The following is a 19,094-nucleotide window of genomic DNA, read 5'->3' on the forward strand; positions in this document are numbered from 1 at the left end:
GAGACGAGGGGGCTTCGCGTGACCCACATCAACACGCTCGATCCGGGTGCGTCACCACTGGACTACTACGGCTTCGAGCTGCGCCGCTACCGGGAGGCGGCGGGCCTCACGCAGCGGCAACTGGGCGTCATCATCAACTACACCGGCTCGATGATCGGTCAGATCGAGACGGCGCGGAAGCTTCCGACGCTGGAGTTCAGCCAGCGGGTGGACGCGGCGTTGGGGACGGGCGGGTTGCTGACGCGGTTGCTGGATCTGGTGTTGCGGAGTCAACTCCCTTCCTGGTTCCAACAGGTGGCGGAGTTGCAGGGGCGGGCCGTCGACATCTGCTCCTTCGAAGCGCAGATGATCCACGGTCTCCTTCAGACCGAGGAGTACGCCCGTGCCGTGCTCGGCACGCTGGACCAGAGCAAGCTGGACGACCGGACCGCCGTGCGCATGGCTCGTCAGCGCATCCTGGACAAGGAGAACCCGCCGGTCTTCTGGGCGATCCTGAGCGAGGCCGCGCTGCATCTGGAGATCGGCGGCCGGAAGACCATGAGGAACCAACTGGCCCGCTTGTTGGCCTACGAGGACAATCCCCGAGTCAACATCCAGATCCTGCCGTTCTCGGCCGGAGCGCACGCGGGACTGACGGGCTCGTACGACCTCTACCGCTTCCCGAGCGATCCGCCCATCGTCTACACAGAGGGCTACGGAAGCGGGCAACCGACTGCCAACCCGGACACCGTCAACGACTGTTCGCTCCGTTACGATCATCTTCAGGCCGCCGCCCTCTCCCTCAGGGACTCGGCGGAGCTGATCCGGCGCGTGATGGAGGAACGTTATGGGGAACAGCGCGATGCCGACGAGGACTCAGTGGCGGAAGTCGAGCTACAGCAGTGATCAGGGCGGCAATTGCGTCGAGTGCGCGCCACTCGGCCCCCTCGCCTGGCGCAAGTCCTCCTACAGCGGCGACGAGGGCGGTAATTGTGTAGAGATCGCCGAAACCCCCACCCTCGCCATCCGAGACTCCAAGACCCCGGCGGGACCGATCCTCACCCCCGGCCCCGCCGCGTTCAGCACCTTCGTCAACTGGGCCGCTACGACTGCTCGTTGAAGTAGTAATCGTGGTCGAGGTCGGCGAGCAGGCCGATCCGGGTCGGGGTCCAGCCGAACCGCTTCCGGGTGAGGGTGCTCGTGCCGGTCAGGTCGGACGAGTAGAAGTGGCCCAGCCAGCCGAAGTGGGCCCCGGCCTCCTCGACCGGCACGCTCTTCACCGGTAGGTCCAGCCGCTTGCCGATGACCTCGGCGATCTCCCGTACCGGGATGCCCTCGTCGTGGACCGCGTGCAGGACCGTGCCCGCAGGGGCGTTCTCCAGGGCCAGCCGGTACAGCACCGCCGCGTCGTCGCGGTGGACGGCGGCCCAGCGGTTGGTGCCGTCGCCCGGGTAGGCCGAGACGCCCTTGGCGCGGGCGATGCCGATGACGCCGGGGACGAAGGCGTGATCGCCCTCGCCGTGCACTTGGGGGAGCCGTACGACCGAGGCGCGGATCCCTCGCGCTGCCGACGCCAGGGCCGTCACCTCCGCCGGGAGGCGAAGGAGGTCGGGGCGGGCGGTGGGGTCGGGTACGTCGTTCTCGGTCGGGCCGTGGCTCATCACGGAGCTGATGACGAGGGGGCGGTCGGAGCCGGAGAGGGTTTCGATGAGGGTCTTGACCGCGCTGAGGTCGATCGCGACACAGGCCGCGTAGTTCGAGAAGTCGTGGATGAAACCGGTGTGGATCACACCGTCGCAGGCGGAGGCGCCGACGCGCAGGGCGTCGAGGTCCTCCAGGGAGCCGCGGTGGACCTCGGCGCCGGTCGCGGCGAGCCGGTCCGCCGAGGTGTCCGAGCGGGCGAGGCCCAGTACTTGGTGTCCCGAGTCGAGCAGTTCGCGGACGACGGCGGCGCCGACGAAACCGGTCGCTCCGGTGACGAAAACACGCATGACGAAATCACCCCAGGTGGGTTCGGAAGTGGTGTGCTTCCAGCGTGCGTCCGCTGGGTGCGGCCCGTCCAAGACGGACTCCGGAAGACGTGATTCGGTTCCGGTATCAGTGCAGCTCGGGCGGTCGAGCGGTCGTACAGTCGAGGGATGAGCGATCTGGATCTGCGTCTGGTGCGCTGCTTCACCGTCGTCGCCGAGGAACTGCACTTCGGGCGGGCGGCGGCCGCGCTGCATCTCGCGCAGCCGTCCCTGAGCCGTCATGTGCGGCGGCTTGAGGGCGAGTTGGGGGTACGGCTCTTCGACCGGACCACGCAGGGCACGCGGTTGACCGAGGCGGGGGAGGCGTTCCTGCCCCGGGCGGAGGCGCTGCTGCGGTCGGCGGAGGAGGCGACGGCGCTGGTGCGGGCGGTCGCGGAGCCGAGCCGGGTCGTCATCGGGTTCATGACGGGGCTCATCGTCACCCCGGCGGTGATCGCCCTGCGGGGACACCGCCCGGACGCCGAGGTGCACAGCCGCTTCCTCGGCTGGGGCGAGCTGCCGTCCGCCCTTCTGGAGCACCGGGTGGACGTGGTGGTGGGCCGACTCCCGTTCCCCACCGAGGGGTTGAGCGTGACGGTCCTCTACGAGGAACCCCGGGTGCTGATGATGCCGGTCACCCACCGGCTGGCCGGCAAGGAGTACGTCACCCTCGACGACATCGCGGACGAGCCCGTCCCCCGTTTCCCCGACGAGGAGTTCAGCGCGTTCTGGCGCGTCGACCCCCGCCCGGACGGCCGCCCGGCGCCGGACGGCCCCCTGGTCAAGGAGTTGGAGGACAAGCTCGAACTCATCGCCGCGGGCGAGGCGGTGGCCCTCGCACCGGCAGGCGCCGTCGCCAAGGGCCTACGCCCCGACCTGACCACGGCCCCGATCGAGGGCGTACCCCCCATCCCCGTCATCGTGGCCACCCGCGCAGGCGAGGAAAACCGCCCCTTGCTCGCGGCCTTCCACGCCTGCGCGAAGGCTCATCTGTCCTGAGCCTCAGCTTCGCCAACTGGCCTGCTGCGGCGGGTGGTTGGATGTCGCCCAGGCGTGTGCAATCGATTGAGGGTGACGCACTGCGTCTGTCCAGCCGGCGCGGGCGAGGGGGCCGCCCTCCACTCGCGGCGTTCCGCGCCCGCGCGAGGCCGACCCGAGCTTGGCTCGGGCCCGCTGCAACCGGTGGTTGGTCGTCGGCTGCTCCGGCCCCGCGCCATGGCGTCTGGCCACGGCCCCCGGCAAGGGTGTCGCACCGCGTCCATCCCGGGGCGGCCCGGCCAGTCAGCGCCTGCGCGGAACACCGCCCCTGCTCGCGGCCCTCTGCGCCTGCGCCGAGGGCGAGTTGGCTCCCGCAACCGACTGGCTACAACCGCTGAATGATCGTCCCTGTAGCCAACGCCCCACCCGCGCACATCGTGATCAGCGCGAACTCCTTGTCCGCCCGCTCCAGTTCGTGCAGGGCGGTGGTGATGAGACGCGCGCCGGTCGCGCCGACCGGGTGCCCGAGGGCGATCGCGCCGCCGTTCACGTTGACCTTCTCCAGGTCCTGGCCGAAGACCTGGGCCCAGCTCAACACCACTGACGCGAAGGCCTCGTTGATCTCGACGATGTCGATGTCCTTGAGGGTCATGCCGGCCTTGCCGAGCACCGCGCGCGTCGCGTCGATGGGGCCGTCGAGGTGGTAGTGCGGGTCGGCGCCGACCAGTGCCTGGGCGACGATCCGGGCCCGGGGGCGGAGCTTGAGCGCGCGTGCCATCCGCTTCGACGCCCACATGATCGCCGAGGCGCCGTCGCTGATCTGCGAGGAGTTGCCCGCCGTGTGCACGGCCGTGGGCATGACGGGCTTGAGCCGTGCCAGCGCCTCCATCGAGGTGTCGCGCAGCCCCTCGTCCCGGTCGACGAGCCGCCACATGCCGAGGCCCGCGCGCTGCTCGTCCTCCGTCGTCGGCACCTGGACGGCGAACGTCTCCTTCTTGAAGCGCTCCTCGGACCAGGCGATCGCCGCCCGCTCCTGCGAGATCAGCCCGAGCGAGTCGACGTTCTCGCGGGTCAACTGCCGGTTGCGGGCGATGCGTTCGGCGGCCTCGAACTGGTTGGGCAGATCGACGTTCCACTCGTCCGGGAACGGCTTCCCGGGCCCGTGCTTGGACCCCGAGCCCAACGGCACCCGGGACATCGCCTCCACGCCACAACTGATCCCGACGTCGATGACACCCGCCGCGATCATGTTGGCGGTCATGTGCGAGGCCTGCTGCGAGGAGCCGCACTGACAGTCGACCGTCGTGGCCGCCGTCTCGTACGGCAGACCCATGGCCAGCCAGGCCGTGCGCGCGGGGTTCATGGACTGCTCGCCGGCATGCGTCACCGTGCCGCCGACGACCTGCTCGACGCAGTCGGCGTGAATGCCGGTGCGGCCGAGGAGTTCACGGTAGGTCTCGCCCAGGAGATAGGCGGGATGCAGATTGGCGAGCGCGCCGCCGCGCTTGCCGATGGGGGTGCGTACGGCTTCCACGATGACGGGTTCCGCGACCATGGGACACGTCCTCTCCTCGTACACCGCGCGGCGCGGGCGTCCCGGCCACCCGCCACGCAGAACTAGTACGCGTTCTAGTTCTGTGTGCAGTCTGCTGACAGGCCGTCCACAACCGCAAGGGTCGTGCAGGGAATTCGGCTTGCCGTACCCCTTGCGAGTTGTAGAACCCGTTATTACCTTCACGGCAGCCCGGTTCCTGATGACCCGTCAGATGGCGGGAGTTGACGGGAGTTGACGATGCCCTGTCCAGCGTTGCCCGACGGGTTCGACTTCACCGACCCCGACCTGCTCCACCACCGCGTGCCCCTACCGGAGTTCGCCGAGCTGCGCGCGGCCGAACCGGTGCGCTGGATTCCGCAGCCCGCAGGCATCGCCGGCTTCCAGGACGAGGGCTACTGGGCCGTCACCCGGCACGCCGACGTCCGGTACGTCTCCACGCACCCCGACATCTTCTCCTCGACCCTCAACACGGCGATCATCCGCTTCCACGAGCACATGGAGCGCGACGCGATCGACGCCCAGCGGCTGATCCTGCTCAACATGGACCCGCCCGAACACACCCGGGTCCGCCAGATCGTCCAACGCGGCTTCACCCCACGGGCGATCCGCGCCCTGGAGGAACGCCTGCGCGACCGCGCCCAGTCGATCGTGACGAACGCCCGCGCCCACTCGGGCCCCTTCGACTTCGTCACCGAGGTCGCCTGCGAACTGCCGCTCCAGGCCATCGCCGAGCTCATCGGCATCCCGCAGAACGACCGCGCCAAGATCTTCGAGTGGTCCAACAAGATGATCGCGTACGACGATCCCGAGTACGCCATCACCGAGCAGGTCGGCGCCGAATCGGCCGCCGAACTCATCACCTACGCGATGGCCATGGCCGCCGAGCGCAAGCAGTGCCCGGCCCATGACATCGTCAGCACCCTGGTCGCCGCCGAGGACGAAGGCAACCTGAACTCCGACGAGTTCGGCTTCTTCGTGCTGATGCTGTCGGTGGCCGGCAACGAGACGACGCGCAACGCCATCACCCACGGCATGCACGCCTTCCTCACCCACCCGGAGCAGTGGGAACTCTACAAACGCGAGCGTCCGTCGACCGCCGCCGAGGAGATCGTCCGCTGGGCCACCCCGGTCAACGCCTTCCAGCGGACCGCGACCCAAGACACCGAACTGGGCGGCAAGTTGATTCACCAGGGCGACCGGGTCGGTATCTTCTACGCCTCCGCCAACCACGACCCCGAGGTCTTCGAGAACCCGGACGCCTTCGACGTGATGCGCGACCCGAATCCCCATCTGGGCTTCGGCGGCGGAGGCCCGCACTACTGCCTCGGCAAGTCCCTCGCGGTCCTCGAAATCGACCTGATCTTCAACGCGATCGCGGACGCGATGCCGAACCTGACCCTGACGGGCGACCCGCGCCGACTGCGCTCCGCGTGGATCAACGGGGTCAAGGAGCTTCAGGTGACCGCCGGTTGAGGCGATCTCCTTCGAGGTGACCACACAGCTCGGGCCGGCGGCATCCCGGCGCCGCCGGCCCGTCCTCAACCACCGCCGCGCTTACTTCCGTATGGCGAACTTCATGAGCTCCCGCTCGTCCCCCTGCTTGATCTTCCCGGTCTCGTTGATGACCAGGAGCTTCCAACTGCCGCCTTCCCGGACCGCCTTGGCGACCGCGCAGCCGTTGTCCGCGCTGAGCAGGTTCGGCCAGATCTCGGCCACCTGCTGGGTGGAGCCACCGCTCGCGTCGTACACCTTGAAGGCGATGTTCCGCGCCTTCTGGAAGGAACTGCCCTTCTTGTAGGCCGCGGCGACGAACACGATCGAGGTGATGGCGGCCGGGATCTTGGTGAGGTCGACGGTCACCGTCTCGTCGTCGCCGTCGCCCTTGCCGGTCTGGTTGTCACCGCTGTGCAGCAACGAGCCGTTGCCCAGCGGGTCCAGGGAGTCGAGCCCGGCGAGCCGCACCGGCTCCGCGCCCTGCATCGCGATGGCGATCAGATCGAGGTCGGTACCGGCCTTCTGGCGCAGCTTCCCGATGATGCCGCCGCTGCTGCCGACGGTCGGGTCCCAGGACGCCCCGATCTCCAGATGGGTCACTCCGTCCAGATCCGCCGGACCGTCTTCCTTCGTGAGCGTGATCATGTGTGATCGATCCTTTTGATCGTGGGACTCAGACGCACGAATTCTGCCTTCTTGGGCAGCCTTTGGGCTACTCCCGTCCGGACGCGGTCACCGCGAAGACCCCGGCGGCCAGGGCCGCGACCAGGAGCGGGTAGCGCAGACCGTGATGCAGAGTGAGCCAGGCGCCGAGGAACGCGCCGGCGACCATCGCGACTATCGCCGAGACGCGGCGCAGCGCGCCGGGGGCCGAAGTCTCGCCCGCGGCCGAGTCGGCGAACAGACCGGTCAGGGTCATCGTCAGGACCGTGGTGGTGGTGAAGTTGGCGACCTTGAGTTTGCGGACCGTCGCGTTGCGCATCCCCATCGCGAAGGCGGTGAGGGCGATGAGGGAGTACGTGGTGACACCGTCGCCCGGTGCCACGAAGGCGATCAGCGCCGCCGCGCCCACCAGCAGCGCCTCCGCGCCGAGACTCACCCGGGCCCATGTGCGGCGGGAGTCGGTGTCCATCCGGGCCGCGATCCGGCCGCCGGCCACCGCGCCCACCAGGAAGGCGACCAGGGAGGTGAGGATGTGCGGCACCGAGAAACCGGGTGCCCCGGCGGCGGCGAAGCCCAGGACCACCACGTTGCCGGTCATGTTCGCGGTGAAGACATGGCCGAAGCCCAGATAACTCACCGCGTCGATCAGCCCGCTGACCACGGTCAGCCCCAGCAGCACGGGCACCAGCCGGACCCCGCGCGCTTCACGGTCGTAGGACTCCATGAACGCAATGTAGCGGCGGTCCCTTGCGTACAAGGGACCGCCGCTGCAGAGGTGTTTGTGTGGGCCGGTGATCAGTACCAGCCGTTGGACTGCCAGAAGCTCCAGGCCGCGGCGGGGCTGCCGTAGCGGGAGTTCATGTAGTCCAGGCCCCACTTGATCTGCGTGGCGGCGTTGGTCTTCCAGTCGGAGCCGGCCGAGGCCATCTTCGAACCGGGCAGCGCCTGGACCAGGCCGTAGGCGCCGGAGGAGGAGTTCGTGGCGGTGACGTTCCAGCCGCTCTCGTGCTCGACGATCTTGCTGAACGCGTTGTACTGCGTGGCGCTCGGGATCATCTTGTGCGCGATCGACTGAGCGGAGGAGGCGGAGGTCGTCGCGGCCTGAGCGGGAGCCGAGGTCAGCACCATGCCGGTGGTGGCGGCGGCCAGAGCGGCGGCGGTCAGGGCCTTCTTCGGGGAGGCGATGCGAGCGACGATGCGGGAGACGGACACGGAGAACCTGTTTCTTCGGGGACAGAGACGTCGTATGCGTGCCTGCTTCGCTGAATGCGCGGTGCGGGCAATGCGTCGGCGCCGAGGCCCGTGAGGACTCGTCGGCGCCGTGCGACTGCTCCAGAGAAGCACTCTGGATCCGTGTCCGCAAAGACCCCTTTTACTAGTTGTGGTCGCATGTGGGTGAATCGTCAACTGTGTGACGTGGCTCTCAAACCCCAGGTCAGAGGCTGTTGGGGCGCGTACATGCCACGCAGATGTCCTACTAATCCACTTCGTTGGTGACATGGGTCATGTGGGCCTCTTCACCACCTCTATGACGGTTGGCGCACGGTGTCTCACGCAGGGCGAGGAGGCAATAGGTTCTGGCCATGTCGACGACGGGGAAGCTGATCGGTTCCGGCCGTACCGCGGACGTGTACGAGATCGACGAGGCGTGGGTACTGCGCCGCAACCGCGAGGACTGGGGGGACGCGGCGGCCGAGGGCGCGGTGATGGAGCATGTGCGGGCGCACGGCTATCCCGTGCCCCGGGTGCGCGTCGGGACCTCCCGGACCGACCTGGTGATGGAGCGGCTGACCGGGCCCACCATGCTGGAGGCCTTCGCCCGGGGCTCGATCGGCGCGCGGGAGGCGGGGATCACGCTCGCCGCGCTGCTACGGCGGTTGCACGCGATCCCCGGCCGACGCCCCGGCACCCGCGTCCTGCACCTCGACCTCCACCCGGAGAACGTGATGCTCACCCCGGCCGGCCCCCGTGTCATCGACTGGGGCACCGCGGAGGACGGCGACCCCGGGCTCGACTGGGGGCTCTCCGCGATCATCCTCGCCCAGGTCGCCGTGGACGACCTGCCGATCGCCGACCCGGCCCGCGCGATGCTCGCCACACTCCTCGCCGATCCCGCCGACCTCACGGAGGAGGGGCTGACGGAAGCGCGGCGGAGGCGGGCGGCGAACCCGACGATGACGTCGCACGAGGTTGAACTCCTGGGCGGGGCAGTGGAGTTGGTCCGGTCGCTGGCGTAGTGCGTGCGTACTCAGAAAACATGTCGGCCGGCACCTCACGCGCTGACGCGCACGCGAGAGCCGGGTCCGTACGGTGCCGACGGCCACGCCCAGGGCCTCGGCCGCCGCGTGGTGAGGTCCAGGCCCTCCCACACGCACAGCGGCCGGGCTATTGCTCAAGCGGGGCCGGCCCGGTCAGGTCCAGGACCCGCACCGGTGCCGTCACCTCCGATGGCTGGCACAGCACGAGCGCCAGGTCGTCGGTGGGCGGGCCGCCGACGTGGGCGATGAGCCGGTCGTAGAGGGCATGCAGCGCCGCGTCCGGCATCGGCTCGCTGAGGGCCGTCGCCGACTCGGTGAGGAGGGCGAAGGGGGTGCCGTCGGGGGCGTGGGAATCGGTGAGGCCGTCGGTGTAGAGGAGGAGCCGGTCGCCGGGCTGGAGCCGGACCCGGTACTGCTGTGGATCCGGGTGCAGGCCCAACGGCGTGGTGGGGACCCGGGGTTCGAGGAGTTCCAGGCGGTGGCCCGAGCGCAGGGGCGCCGGATGACCGCAGTTGACCAGCCGCACCTCGCCCGGCCCGAACTCCACCAGCACCGCCGTGACGAAGTCCTCGGGGCCGAGGCCGGGGGAGAGGCGGGCGTCCAGCGCCTTCGCCAGGACCGTCAAGTCCGGTGCTGTATGGGCGAGTTCACGGAACCCGGTGATCGTGTCGGCCGCCGTCCGCAGCGCGTCCAGTCCGTGCCCGCGCGCGTCCCCGACCAGGACCCGCAGACCGTACGGCGTCACCGCGAGGTCGTAGAGATCGCCGCCGACCGACGACTCGCGGTGCGCGCAGTGGTAGCGGGTGCTGACATGGGTGCCGGACAGGGTGCGGGAGACGGGCCGGAGGATCGTTTCCTGGGTGACGCGGGCCACCTCCCGTGCCTCCGTGAGCCGTTGCCGCAGCCGGCCGCGCTGCCGGGCCGCGTAGACACTGCACACGCAGCCCAGCAGCAGCCCGCCCCAGCCGACGGCGCACCCGGCGTCGAGCCGTGTCCCCGGCCCGAGATCCGCCGCCAGCGCGAGCAGCACGGTCCAGCAGCAGACCAGCACCGTACGGCGGGCGTTCAGAAAGGTCGCGGCCATCAGCGGACCGATCGCCAGCAGCGGCAGGATCGGCTGCACCCGGCCGATCAGCAGCCCCGGCATCGCCGTCACCAGACAACCGACCGGCGCGAGGAGCAAGCGGCGTCCTCCATCCATCACATTCACGCCACGACGATCGCGGAATTCCGCTCTCCGTACCCGCGCGGAGGGCGAGTTGAGCAGATCTTGATCTCAACGCGTCGATCCGGGGCGACAAGTGATCGCAAAGAGCGGCTGTTGTGACGGCGACCCGACATTTCCGGGCAGCCGTGGGCCGGGTTGCTGGACCCACGCATGGAGCCGCTGACGTCCGGACACGCTGGACCGCCTGCCGGGCACGACTCACCCGAACCCCTGGAACCACGGGTACCTCGGGAAGCTGCCGCCCGAGACCCACAGGGCCGTGGGGCGGCGCACCGAACTCGATTGTCCACAGGCCGAGTTGGGCCCCCGGTGCCGACACGGCCAGACTGGTGAGCGTCGTCGGGGCCGACGGGGTCGGCAAGACCCGGCTCGCGCTGCGCGCGGCGACGGAGGTCCGGGACGCCCATGCCGACGGCGTCCGGCTGACCGAACTCTCCCCCTTGCGCACCGCCGGACTCGTCGGTCTCGCCGTCATGGAGACGCTCCGACTCGACCGCCAGTCGACTCGCCCGGTCGTCGACGTCATCACCGAACGGGCGCACCGCAAACGGCTGTTGATCGTCCTCGACTCCGGCGAGCACCTCGGCGACGACATGCACGAGACGGGATACCGGGCGGCGGCGCTGGCGATGTCGTACCACGAGGGAATCACCTACGTGACGACCCGTCAGTGACGCGGGGTGGCACCGCCGAACGGCAGGAACAGTGTCCGGGTGCCGATCAGCCAATTCCCGTCCACGCGGCGGAAGGTGTCCTCGTAGTGTCCGACCTGGACGGGCGGCCCGGCGGCGACCTGACCCCCGTGAAAACCATCGATCCGGTACGTCGTGAAGTACGCCGTCGAGATCGCGGAGTCGGGGGAGGTGAGGCGATCAGCCGGTCCCCGTCCGGCCACTCCCATCTGCCGTCCTCGGTGAACAGCTCGGCGACGGAGGACGGTTCACCGAGATCGAGCCGGCGGACGAAGTCCAGGACGACGCGTTCACAGGCACGTTCGGCGAGGAGTTGCTGCAAAGGGTCCAGGTCCATGGGGACGTTGGTACCAGCCGCACCCCCCGCCCCACGACCGAATTACACCGCCACGTACGTCACCGGCTCGCTCCCCGTCACCGCCTCCGCCTGGCCCAGCTTCACCAGTCGCCGCAGATGCGCCTCGGCCTCGGACACCGCGATGTTCCTTGATGGGTAGGGGATTTGGGCCCATGGCCGGTTCCACTCCATGCGCTCCGCGACCTGCCAGGCGGTGAGGGGTTCGGACAGCAGGGTCAGCAGGCCGGTCAGCCGGTCCTCGTGGTGGGCGAGCAACTCCCGTACTCGGCTGGTCGCGTCGGTGAAGGTGTGCTGGTGGGCCGGGAGCACCTCGGCGGGGGCGAGCCGGCCGATCCGCTCCAGGGAGTCGAGGTAGTCGCCGAGGGGGTCGGCGATCGTGGTGTCGTCCGGGTCCTCGTACAGACCGATGTGCGGGGTGATCTCGGGGAGGAGGTGGTCACCGGAGAACAGCCGTCCATGGCCGGGGAGTTGGGCCGGGTGCTGCTCCTCCAGGTGAAGGCAGACATGGCCGGGCGTGTGGCCCGGTGTCCAGATCGCGCGGAGTCTGCGCCCCGCCAGGTCGAGGAGCTCACCGGGGACGATCTCGCGGTCGGGCAGCGCGGGCGCGAGACCCGGGACGCTGCGCGGGCGGGCGGCGCGCAGGGGAGCGAGGTGCTCCTCGGGGGCACCGGCCGCCACGAGCTTCGCGGTCATGTACGTCAGCCAGCGGCCCGGCTCGGTCGAACGCGCCCGCCGGACGATCGCCGTGTCCGCCGCGTGCATCGCCAGCCACGCCCCGGACGCCTCGCGCACCCGCCCGGACAGGCCGTGATGGTCGGGGTGGTGGTGGGTGATGACCACGCCGTGCACCTCGCCGACCGGCGAACCACAGGCATCCAGCCCCTCGACGAGGGTGTCCCAGGAGGCCGGGTCGTCCCAGCCCGTGTCGACCAGTACAGGTCCGCGATCGGTGTCGACGACGTACACCAGCGTGGTGCCAAGTGGGTTGTCCGGGATGGGGACTTCGATGGAGCGAACGCCGCCGCCGTGGTCGTGGACCTGAGCCATGGACTCCCCAATCGCCGCCTTCCGGCCACTATACGTGGACTCCATCGACCGGAACTGGTATTCAGTCTTCGTATCTGATGGATCGTCAGACCGTGCGTCAGGCAGCGGTACCGGGAGGCATTCGGCCATGACCGAGCTCGTGGAACACCGACAGCTTTTCATCGGCGGGGAGTTGACCGATCCCCTGGGCAAGGACGTCATCGAGGTGATCTCCCCGCACACCGAGGAGGTCATCGGACGCGTCCCGCACGCGTCGGCCGAGGACGTGGACCGGGCCGTCGCGGTGGCCCGCAAGGCCTTCGACGAGGGGCCCTGGCCGCGCATGACACTCGACGAACGGATCGCGGTCGTCACCCGCATCAAGGACGCGATCGCCGCACGGTACGAGGAGATCGGCCGCGTCATCTCCTCCGAGAACGGCTCGCCGTACTCCTGGAGCATCCTCGGGCAGGCCCTCGGCGCGATGATGGTGTGGGACGCGGCGATCAACGTGGCGAAGGGCTTCACCTACGAGGAGCAGCGGGACGGAGTCCTCGGCCGAATCCTCGTCCGCCGGGAGCCGGTTGGGGTGGTCGCGGCCGTAGTCCCGTGGAACGTCCCCCAGTTCGTGGCCGCCGCCAAACTCGCACCGGCCCTGCTCACCGGCTGCACGGCGATCCTGAAGCCGTCGCCCGAAGCACCCCTGGACGCCTACCTGTTGGGCGAGATAGCGAAGGAGGCCGGGCTGCCGGACGGCGTCCTGTCGATCCTCCCCGCCGACCGCGAGGTCAGCGAGTACCTCGTCGGACACCCCGGCATCGACAAGGTCTCCTTCACCGGCTCGGTCGCGGCCGGCAAGCGCGTGATGGAGGTCGCCGCCCGCCATCTCACCCGGGTGACACTGGAGTTGGGCGGCAAGTCGGCGGCGATCGTGCTCCCCGACGCGGACATCACGACGGCTGTCCCCGGCATCGTCTCGTCGGCCTGGATGAACAACGGCCAGGCGTGCGTGGCCCAGACCCGCATCCTCCTGCCGCGCTCGCGCTACGACGAGTTCGCGGACGCCTTCGCGGCGGCGGCGAGCGCGCTGGTGGTCGGCGACCCGCTCGACCCGGCGACCCAGGTCGGCCCGCTGGTCGCCCGGCGCCAGCAGCGGCGCAACCTCGACTACATCCGCATCGGCCAGGAGGAGGGCGCCAAGATCCTTACCGGCGGCGGCCGTCCACCCGGCCTCGATCACGGCTGGTATGTGGAACCGACCCTCTTCGGCGACGTCGACAACTCGATGCGGATCGCCCGCGAGGAGATCTTCGGCCCGGTGATCTGCCTGCTCCCGTACGGAGAGGAGACCGAGGCCGTGAAGATCGCGAACGACTCCGACTACGGCCTCAGCGGCAGCGTGTGGACCGGCGACGTGGCCCACGGCATCGACATCGCCCGCCAGGTCCGCACCGGCACCTACAACGTCAACACCTTCAGCCTCGACATGCTCGGCCCCTTCGGCGGCTACAAGAACTCCGGTCTGGGACGGGAGTTCGGGCCCGAGGGCTACTCCGAGTTCCTCGAACACAAGATGATCCACCTGCCCGCCGGCTGGGAGGGGTGAGCAGGGGATGGGCGACCGCTGGCAGATAGAGGTCGACCGCTCCATCTGCATCGGCTCGGCCCAGTGCACCCACCAGGCCCCCGACCGCTTCCACCTCGACTCGGCGATGCAGTCCCACCCGACCGCCTCGGAGACCGACGCCAACGAGAAGATCCTCGCGGCGGCGGAGGGCTGCCCGGTGGAGGCCATCATGATCACGCTGCTGGGGAGCGGGGAGCCGGTGTTCCCGCCCGAGGAGTAGGGCGCCTCGGGCGGGGCTGGGGGCGGGAGTTCAGCGCCAGGAGGCGATGGTTCGGGCGGTGTCGCGCAGGTCGGCTTCCTGTGCCCGGATCGCGCCGGCCAGCAGGTGCACGTCGTCCGTCTTCGGGTCGACCGGCTGGTCGGAGGCCGTCATGTACAGCGAGGCGCAGGCCCAGCCGATGACGCCGTTGTAGTCGGCGAACGGGCGGAGCAGTAGGGCGGTGTGGAATAACGTCGCGGCGCGCGCGGCCGGTTCCTCGTAGTAGAGCTGGCCGTGCGGCTGCTCGTAGAGGTGCCGGGTGGCCATGGCGTCGAGGGCGCCCCAGTCCGCGATGGGGGTGTTGACGGGAGAGACGCGTGTCTGGATCTCAAGGATCCAACCGGCGTCGACGCGGATGACAGGGCTCAACGCTGGCCCTCCGGCATGTCCTTGAAGACGTCCAGAGCGAAGGCCACGGCGGCGTCGGCGTCCTTCAGAAACGCCGCCCGCTGTGCGTCGGCGAGGATTATGTCGTGCGCGTGGGCACGCATCGACTTGCCGAGCGAGGCGGCGTGCGCCTTCGCCTCGGCCAGCTCTTCCTCGGTGAACTCCACTGTGATCATCGGCATGCAGCCATGCTAGCAGCGATGAAATCAGTGGCACTACCACCGGTCAATCGTCGGTTGACGTCAGATCGATCAGCCTGCACACCGTCTCGATGTCGATCTTCACTTGGGCGATGGACGCACGGCCCGACAGCCAGGTGATCAGGGCCGAGTGCCAGGTGTGCTCGATGACCCGGACCGCGGAGAGCTGGTCCGGGGTCGGGTTCTCCAGGCCCATCGCGTCCAGGATGATCACCGTGGTCTGCCGGGAGACCTGGTCGACCTCGGGGGAGACGCTGCGGTCCGCGAAGGTCAGCGCGCGGACCATCGCGTCGGCGAGATGCGGCTCGCGCTGGAGTGCGCGGAAGGCCCGCATCAGCGTCTCCGCGACCCGCTCGGCCGCGCTCTCGCCGCCCGGCGGCTTCTTGCGCAGCGTGCCGTGCATGTGCTCCAACTGGTCCTGCATCGTGGCGACAAGGAGATGCACCTTGGACGGGAAGTACCGGTACAGCGTGCCGAGCGCGACCTGCGAGGACTCCGCGACCTCACGCATCTGCACCGCGTCGAAACCGCCCCGGCTCGCCAACTGCGCGCTCGCGTGCAGGATGCGGCGCCGCCGGGCCTCCTGCCGCTCGGTGAGGGGCGGCGAGGTCCGCGCAGTGGCTTCGGGCTTGGCTTGCGCTGGCATGGCTCCCGTTCCGTGACTGTCGGTGAGGGCGGGTGATCGGACCGATCATGGCAGGGGTCCGGCCGTGGTGTGAATCACCTGATCCACTTCTCACAGCGCCCGTACCGGCCGGTAGATTCAGAACCTCCTGGACGATCAAGTCTGAAACTTGTTCTAGATTAGCGTCCCGGCGTAATCTCGCGGGACAGTGCAGGCAGAAGGGGGCTCAGAGTGACCGCTGAGGCCAGTCAGGCGGGTCCCCAGGAGGATCCGGCAGCCGACGGCGAGCGACCGCTCCGTATCGCACTCCTCACCTATAAGGGGAACCCGTTCTGCGGGGGCCAGGGCGTCTACGTCCGCCACCTCTCCCGCGAACTGGCCCGCCTCGGCCACCGCGTCGAGGTGATCGGCTCCCAGCCCTACCCGGTCCTCGATCCGGGCTACGACGGCATCTCCCTGACCGAGCTGCCCTCGCTCGACCTCTACCGCTCCCCGGACCCCTTCCGCACCCCGAAGCGCGACGAGTACCGGGACTGGATCGACGCCCTCGAAGTCGGCACGATGTGGACCGGCGGCTTCCCCGAGCCGCTCACCTTCTCGCTCCGCGCCCGCCGTCAACTCCGTGCCCGGCGCGGCGAGTTCGACGTCGTGCACGACAACCAGACGCTCGGCTACGGGTTGTTGGGGGACGTCGGCGCGCCGCTGGTGACGACGATCCATCACCCCATCACCGTGGACCGGCAGTTGGAGCTGGACGCGGCCGAGGACTGGCGGCAGCGGATGTCCAAGCGCCGCTGGTACGCCTTCACGCGAATGCAGAAGCGGGTGGCCCGCAGGCTGCCGTCCGTCCTCACCGTCTCCGGCACCTCGCGCCAGGAGATCATCGACCACCTCGGCGTCCGCGACGACCGCATCCACGTCGTCCACATCGGCGCCGACACCGACCTGTTCTCCCCGGATCCCGCCGTACCGCAGGTGCCGGGCCGGATCGTCACCACGTCCAGCGCGGACGTCCCCCTCAAGGGCCTCGTCTTCCTCGTCGAGGCCCTCGCCAAGGTCCGCACCGAGCACCCGGACGCCCACCTCGTCGTCGTCGGCAAGCGCCCGGCCGAGGGCCCGGTCGCCCAGGCCGTCGAGCGCTACGGCCTCGAAGGCGCCGTCGAGTTCGTGAAGGGCATCTCGGACGCCGAACTCGTCGACCTGGTGCGCTCGGCGGAGGTCGCCTGCGTGCCCTCGCTCTACGAAGGCTTCTCGCTCCCGGCGGCGGAGGCGATGGCCACCGGCACGCCCCTCCTCGCCACCACCGGCGGCGCGATCCCGGAGGTCGCCGGACGCGACGGCGAGACCTGCCTCGCGGTACCGCCCGGCGACCCGGGCGCGCTGGCCTCGGGCCTGAGCCGACTGCTCGCCGACCCGGCCCTGCGCACCCGCCTCGGCGCGGCCGGCCGCGAACGCGTACTGGCCCGCTTCACCTGGGCGAAGGCCGCCGAGGGCACCGCGGCCAGGTACCGCGAGGCCATCGCGGGCCGCCGTACGACCTCAACCTCCCCTTCCCAGACCAGTGTTACCGGCGTCTCTCCCGAAAGCAGGGCCACGTGCTGACCGTCGACTTCTCCCGGTTCCCGCTCGCCCCTGGCGACCGTGTCCTGGACCTCGGATGCGGTGCCGGGCGGCACGCGTTCGAGTGCTACCGGCGAGGGGCACAGGTCGTCGCCCTCGACCAGAACGCCGAGGAAATCGCCGAGGTCGCCAAGTGGTTCGCGGCGATGAAGGAGGCCGGCGAGGCCCCCGCCGGAGCCACCGCCACCGCGATGGAGGGCGACGCGCTCGCGCTCCCCTTCCCCGACGAGTCCTTCGACGTCGTGATTATCTCCGAGGTCATGGAGCACATCCCGGACGACAAGGGCGTACTCGCCGAGATGGTCCGAGTGCTGAAGCCCGGCGGCCGCATCGCCATCACCGTCCCGCGCTACGGCCCCGAGAAGGTCTGCTGGACCCTCTCCGACGCCTACCACGAGGTCGAGGGCGGCCACATCCGCATCTACAAGGCGGACGAACTCCTCACCAAGATCCGCGAGGCCGGCCTCAAGCCGTACGGCACCCACCACGCGCACGCGCTGCACTCGCCGTACTGGTGGCTGAAGTGCGCGTTCGGCGTGGACAACGACAAGGCGCTGCCGGTGCAGGCGTACCACAAGCTCCTGGTCTGGGACATCATGAAGAAACCTCTCGCCACCCGGGTCGCCGAGCAGGCGCTGAACCCGCTGATCGGCAAGAGTTTCGTGGCCTACGCCACCAAGCCGCACCTGCCGCGGGTGGCCGCCAAGTGACCACCCCCCGGACAGAACACCTCGTCCTGCCCGGGGTCCTCACCGCGGAGCAGGCCGCCGCGACCGTCGCCGGCATCCTCGCCGTGCAGCGGGAGGACGGGGCGATCCCGTGGTTCCGGGGCCATCACCTCGACCCGTGGGACCACACCGAGGCCGCGATGGCGCTCGACGCGGCCGGCGAGCACGAGGCCGCCGAGCGGGCGTACGACTGGCTCGCCCGGCACCAGAACGGCGACGGGTCCTGGTACGCGGCCTACGCCGACGGAGACCCGCACGACGTCACCGACCGGGGCCGCGAGACCAACTTCGTCGCCTACATAGCCGTAGGAGTCTGGCACCACTACCTCGCGACCGGCGACGACACGTTCCTGGACCGGCTGTGGCCGACGGTCTACGCGGCCGTCGAGTTCGTGCTCCGGCTCCAGCGGCCCGGCGGGCAGATCGGCTGGAAGCGCGAGGACGACGGCACGGACACCGAGGACGCGCTCCTCACCGGTTCCTCCTCGATCCACCAGGCACTGCGCTGCGCGCTCGCCATCGCCGAACAGCGTGAAGAGCCGCAGCCGGACTGGGAGTTGGCGGTCGGCGCGCTGCGGCACGCGATCCGCCGCCATCCGGAACGGTTCCTGGACAAGGACCGCTACTCGATGGACTGGTACTACCCGGTCCTGGGCGGCGCGTTGACCGGTACGGAGGCCAAGTCCCGGGTGGAGGAGGGCTGGAGCCGCTTCGTCGTACCCGGCCTCGGCGTCCGCTGCGTCATCCCCAACCCCTGGGTGACCGGCGGCGAGTCCGCCGAACTCGCCCTCGCCCTCTGGGCGTTGGGCGAGTCCGACCGCGCCCTCGACATCCTCCAGTCCATCCAGCACCTGCGCGACGCGGAGAGCGGCCTGTACTGGACGGGCTACGTCTTCGACGACGACGCGATCTGGCCGCGCGAACTGACCACGTGGACGGCGGGGTCCCTGCTCCTCGCGGTGGCCGCGCTGGGGGGCCACGATGCGACGTGTGCGGTTTTCGGCGGGGAACACCTGCCGTGCGGCTTGGACCCGGACTGCTGTTAGGTGCTCAGCGATGCACCCGGTTGGCGATCGCGTGGCCGATGAAGAGGTAGACCACCGCTGCCAGGCCGTAGCCGCACACGACTCGTGCCCAGGCCTCGTCGAAGGTGAACAGGTCACGGGACCAGCCGGCGAGCCAGTTGGCCATGTGGTGGACGAACTGCACGAGGTCGTTCGCGCGGTTGGCGTCCAGGAGGTACATCAGAATCCAGAGGCCCAGGATGAGGGCCATGATGTCGGCGATGATCACGATGACGTTGCCGACGGATGTGGAACCTCGTCGATAGTAGGGGGACATGCCGACCGGATTACCGCTCGCGCCCGGATGAAACCCCGAACGGTTCGCAAGGGCGACTCGACCGACG

The 19,094-nt window shown here is 69.6% G+C and carries 22 protein-coding genes and 1 pseudogene; 11 read left to right on the forward strand and 12 right to left on the reverse strand.

Going from position 1 to position 19,094, the window contains the following annotated elements:
• The first annotated feature begins 18 nt into the window (after window positions 1-18).
• Together ABZT04_RS09530 and ABZT04_RS09535 are read left to right on the forward strand one after the other, a co-directional pair.
• On the forward strand, window positions 19-885 hold the full coding sequence (locus tag ABZT04_RS09530; RefSeq protein WP_356054811.1) for a helix-turn-helix transcriptional regulator: 867 nt from the start codon (window positions 19-21) through the stop codon (window positions 883-885).
• Window positions 842-1,099: a DUF397 domain-containing protein gene (locus ABZT04_RS09535; protein WP_356054813.1), complete on the forward strand. Its 258-nt coding sequence runs from the start codon at window positions 842-844 to the stop codon at window positions 1,097-1,099. Before ABZT04_RS09530 ends, ABZT04_RS09535 begins: the two co-directional genes overlap by 44 nt.
• Here the strand turns inward: ABZT04_RS09535 and ABZT04_RS09540 are convergent.
• A complete protein-coding gene (locus tag ABZT04_RS09540; protein WP_356054815.1) occupies window positions 1,083-1,970 on the reverse strand; it encodes an SDR family oxidoreductase in 888 nt (295 codons plus the stop codon). The two genes, ABZT04_RS09535 and ABZT04_RS09540, sit on opposite strands and share 17 nt — an antisense overlap.
• 147 nt (window positions 1,971-2,117) lie before the next feature.
• Between ABZT04_RS09540 and ABZT04_RS09545 the strand changes: the two genes are divergently transcribed.
• Window positions 2,118-2,987 (forward strand): LysR family transcriptional regulator, encoded by an 870-nt coding sequence (locus ABZT04_RS09545; protein WP_356054817.1) that lies wholly within the window; start codon window positions 2,118-2,120, stop codon window positions 2,985-2,987.
• A gap of 364 nt (window positions 2,988-3,351) precedes the next feature.
• On the opposite strand, the gene ABZT04_RS09550 is transcribed toward ABZT04_RS09545, so the two are convergent.
• Window positions 3,352-4,521, reverse strand: a complete 1,170-nt coding sequence (locus ABZT04_RS09550) for a steroid 3-ketoacyl-CoA thiolase (RefSeq protein WP_356054819.1) — start codon at window positions 4,519-4,521, stop codon at window positions 3,352-3,354.
• A gap of 237 nt (window positions 4,522-4,758) precedes the next feature.
• On the opposite strand from ABZT04_RS09550, the gene ABZT04_RS09555 reads away from it, so the two are divergent.
• Entirely contained in the window at window positions 4,759-5,994 is a 1,236-nt protein-coding gene (locus tag ABZT04_RS09555; RefSeq protein WP_356054821.1) for a cytochrome P450, read from the forward strand.
• Window positions 5,995-6,075: 81 nt separating this feature from the next.
• Here the strand turns inward: ABZT04_RS09555 and ABZT04_RS09560 are convergent, their stop codons facing one another.
• The 3 genes from ABZT04_RS09560 to ABZT04_RS09570 form a co-directional block, all read right to left on the reverse strand.
• Window positions 6,076-6,660, reverse strand: a complete 585-nt coding sequence (locus ABZT04_RS09560; RefSeq protein WP_356054823.1) for a TerD family protein — start codon at window positions 6,658-6,660, stop codon at window positions 6,076-6,078.
• A gap of 67 nt (window positions 6,661-6,727) precedes the next feature.
• The gene (locus tag ABZT04_RS09565) at window positions 6,728-7,402 is read right to left on the reverse strand and encodes a YoaK family protein (RefSeq protein WP_356054825.1); all 675 of its coding nucleotides are present in this window, start codon (window positions 7,400-7,402) and stop codon (window positions 6,728-6,730) included.
• Between the two features lie 71 nt (window positions 7,403-7,473).
• Window positions 7,474-7,890 (reverse strand): transglycosylase SLT domain-containing protein, encoded by a 417-nt coding sequence (locus tag ABZT04_RS09570; RefSeq protein ID WP_355917170.1) that lies wholly within the window; start codon window positions 7,888-7,890, stop codon window positions 7,474-7,476.
• 371 nt (window positions 7,891-8,261) lie between these two features.
• On the opposite strand from ABZT04_RS09570, the gene ABZT04_RS09575 reads away from it, so the two are divergent.
• Window positions 8,262-8,915, forward strand: coding sequence for a phosphotransferase (locus ABZT04_RS09575; protein WP_356054827.1), 654 nt, complete (start codon window positions 8,262-8,264; stop codon window positions 8,913-8,915).
• A 148-nt stretch (window positions 8,916-9,063) separates the two neighbouring features.
• Here ABZT04_RS09575 and ABZT04_RS09580 read toward each other — a convergent pair whose 3' ends face one another.
• A complete protein-coding gene (locus ABZT04_RS09580) occupies window positions 9,064-10,119 on the reverse strand; it encodes a PP2C family protein-serine/threonine phosphatase (RefSeq protein ID WP_356054829.1) in 1,056 nt (351 codons plus the stop codon).
• Window positions 10,120-10,493: 374 nt separating this feature from the next.
• On the opposite strand from ABZT04_RS09580, the gene ABZT04_RS09585 reads away from it, so the two are divergent.
• Window positions 10,494-10,838, forward strand: coding sequence for a hypothetical protein (locus ABZT04_RS09585; protein WP_356054830.1), 345 nt, complete (start codon window positions 10,494-10,496; stop codon window positions 10,836-10,838).
• Here ABZT04_RS09585 and ABZT04_RS09590 read toward each other — a convergent pair.
• Together ABZT04_RS09590 and ABZT04_RS09595 are read right to left on the reverse strand one after the other, a co-directional pair.
• Window positions 10,832-11,193, reverse strand: a pseudogene (locus tag ABZT04_RS09590) (nuclear transport factor 2 family protein). The gene ABZT04_RS09585 and the pseudogene ABZT04_RS09590 sit on opposite strands and share 7 nt — an antisense overlap.
• 42 nt (window positions 11,194-11,235) lie before the next feature.
• Window positions 11,236-12,261 carry an MBL fold metallo-hydrolase gene (locus ABZT04_RS09595; RefSeq protein WP_356054831.1) on the reverse strand — a complete coding sequence of 342 codons (1,026 nt, stop codon included), beginning with the start codon at window positions 12,259-12,261 and terminating at the stop codon, window positions 11,236-11,238.
• Window positions 12,262-12,388: 127 nt separating this feature from the next.
• Between ABZT04_RS09595 and ABZT04_RS09600 the strand changes: the two genes are divergently transcribed.
• Window positions 12,389-13,846 (forward strand): aldehyde dehydrogenase, encoded by a 1,458-nt coding sequence (locus ABZT04_RS09600; RefSeq protein WP_356054833.1) that lies wholly within the window; start codon window positions 12,389-12,391, stop codon window positions 13,844-13,846.
• Between the two features lie 7 nt (window positions 13,847-13,853).
• Window positions 13,854-14,087, forward strand: a complete 234-nt coding sequence (locus ABZT04_RS09605; RefSeq protein ID WP_356054835.1) for a ferredoxin — start codon at window positions 13,854-13,856, stop codon at window positions 14,085-14,087.
• A gap of 30 nt (window positions 14,088-14,117) precedes the next feature.
• Here ABZT04_RS09605 and ABZT04_RS09610 read toward each other — a convergent pair whose 3' ends face one another.
• From ABZT04_RS09610 to ABZT04_RS09620, 3 genes are read right to left on the reverse strand one after another with little or no spacing between them, the layout of a single operon-like run.
• Window positions 14,118-14,495: a hypothetical protein gene (locus ABZT04_RS09610; protein WP_356054837.1), complete on the reverse strand. Its 378-nt coding sequence runs from the start codon at window positions 14,493-14,495 to the stop codon at window positions 14,118-14,120.
• Window positions 14,492-14,695 carry a hypothetical protein gene (locus tag ABZT04_RS09615; protein ID WP_356054839.1) on the reverse strand — a complete coding sequence of 68 codons (204 nt, stop codon included), beginning with the start codon at window positions 14,693-14,695 and terminating at the stop codon, window positions 14,492-14,494. The genes ABZT04_RS09610 and ABZT04_RS09615 overlap by 4 nt, the downstream gene beginning before the upstream one ends.
• Before the next feature lie 43 nt (window positions 14,696-14,738).
• Complete coding sequence (locus ABZT04_RS09620) at window positions 14,739-15,359, reverse strand: TetR family transcriptional regulator (RefSeq protein WP_355917141.1); 621 nt, start codon at window positions 15,357-15,359, stop codon at window positions 14,739-14,741.
• 210 nt (window positions 15,360-15,569) lie between these two features.
• On the opposite strand from ABZT04_RS09620, the gene ABZT04_RS09625 reads away from it, so the two are divergent.
• From ABZT04_RS09625 to ABZT04_RS09635, 3 genes are read left to right on the forward strand one after another with little or no spacing between them, the layout of a single operon-like run.
• The gene (locus tag ABZT04_RS09625; RefSeq protein WP_356054841.1) at window positions 15,570-16,940 is read left to right on the forward strand and encodes a glycosyltransferase family 4 protein; all 1,371 of its coding nucleotides are present in this window, start codon (window positions 15,570-15,572) and stop codon (window positions 16,938-16,940) included.
• The gene (locus ABZT04_RS09630; protein WP_356054843.1) at window positions 16,934-17,668 is read left to right on the forward strand and encodes a class I SAM-dependent methyltransferase; all 735 of its coding nucleotides are present in this window, start codon (window positions 16,934-16,936) and stop codon (window positions 17,666-17,668) included. Before ABZT04_RS09625 ends, ABZT04_RS09630 begins: the two co-directional genes overlap by 7 nt.
• Window positions 17,665-18,732, forward strand: a complete 1,068-nt coding sequence (locus tag ABZT04_RS09635; protein WP_356054845.1) for a prenyltransferase — start codon at window positions 17,665-17,667, stop codon at window positions 18,730-18,732. Before ABZT04_RS09630 ends, ABZT04_RS09635 begins: the two co-directional genes overlap by 4 nt.
• 4 nt (window positions 18,733-18,736) lie before the next feature.
• On the opposite strand, the gene ABZT04_RS09640 is transcribed toward ABZT04_RS09635, so the two are convergent.
• Complete coding sequence (locus ABZT04_RS09640) at window positions 18,737-19,027, reverse strand: hypothetical protein (protein WP_355917130.1); 291 nt, start codon at window positions 19,025-19,027, stop codon at window positions 18,737-18,739.
• Window positions 19,028-19,094: the final 67 nt, after the last annotated feature.

Source organism: Streptomyces sp. NPDC005492 (assembly GCF_040605995.1).
In the GTDB taxonomy this organism is placed as follows: Bacteria; Actinomycetota; Actinomycetes; order Streptomycetales; family Streptomycetaceae; genus Streptomyces.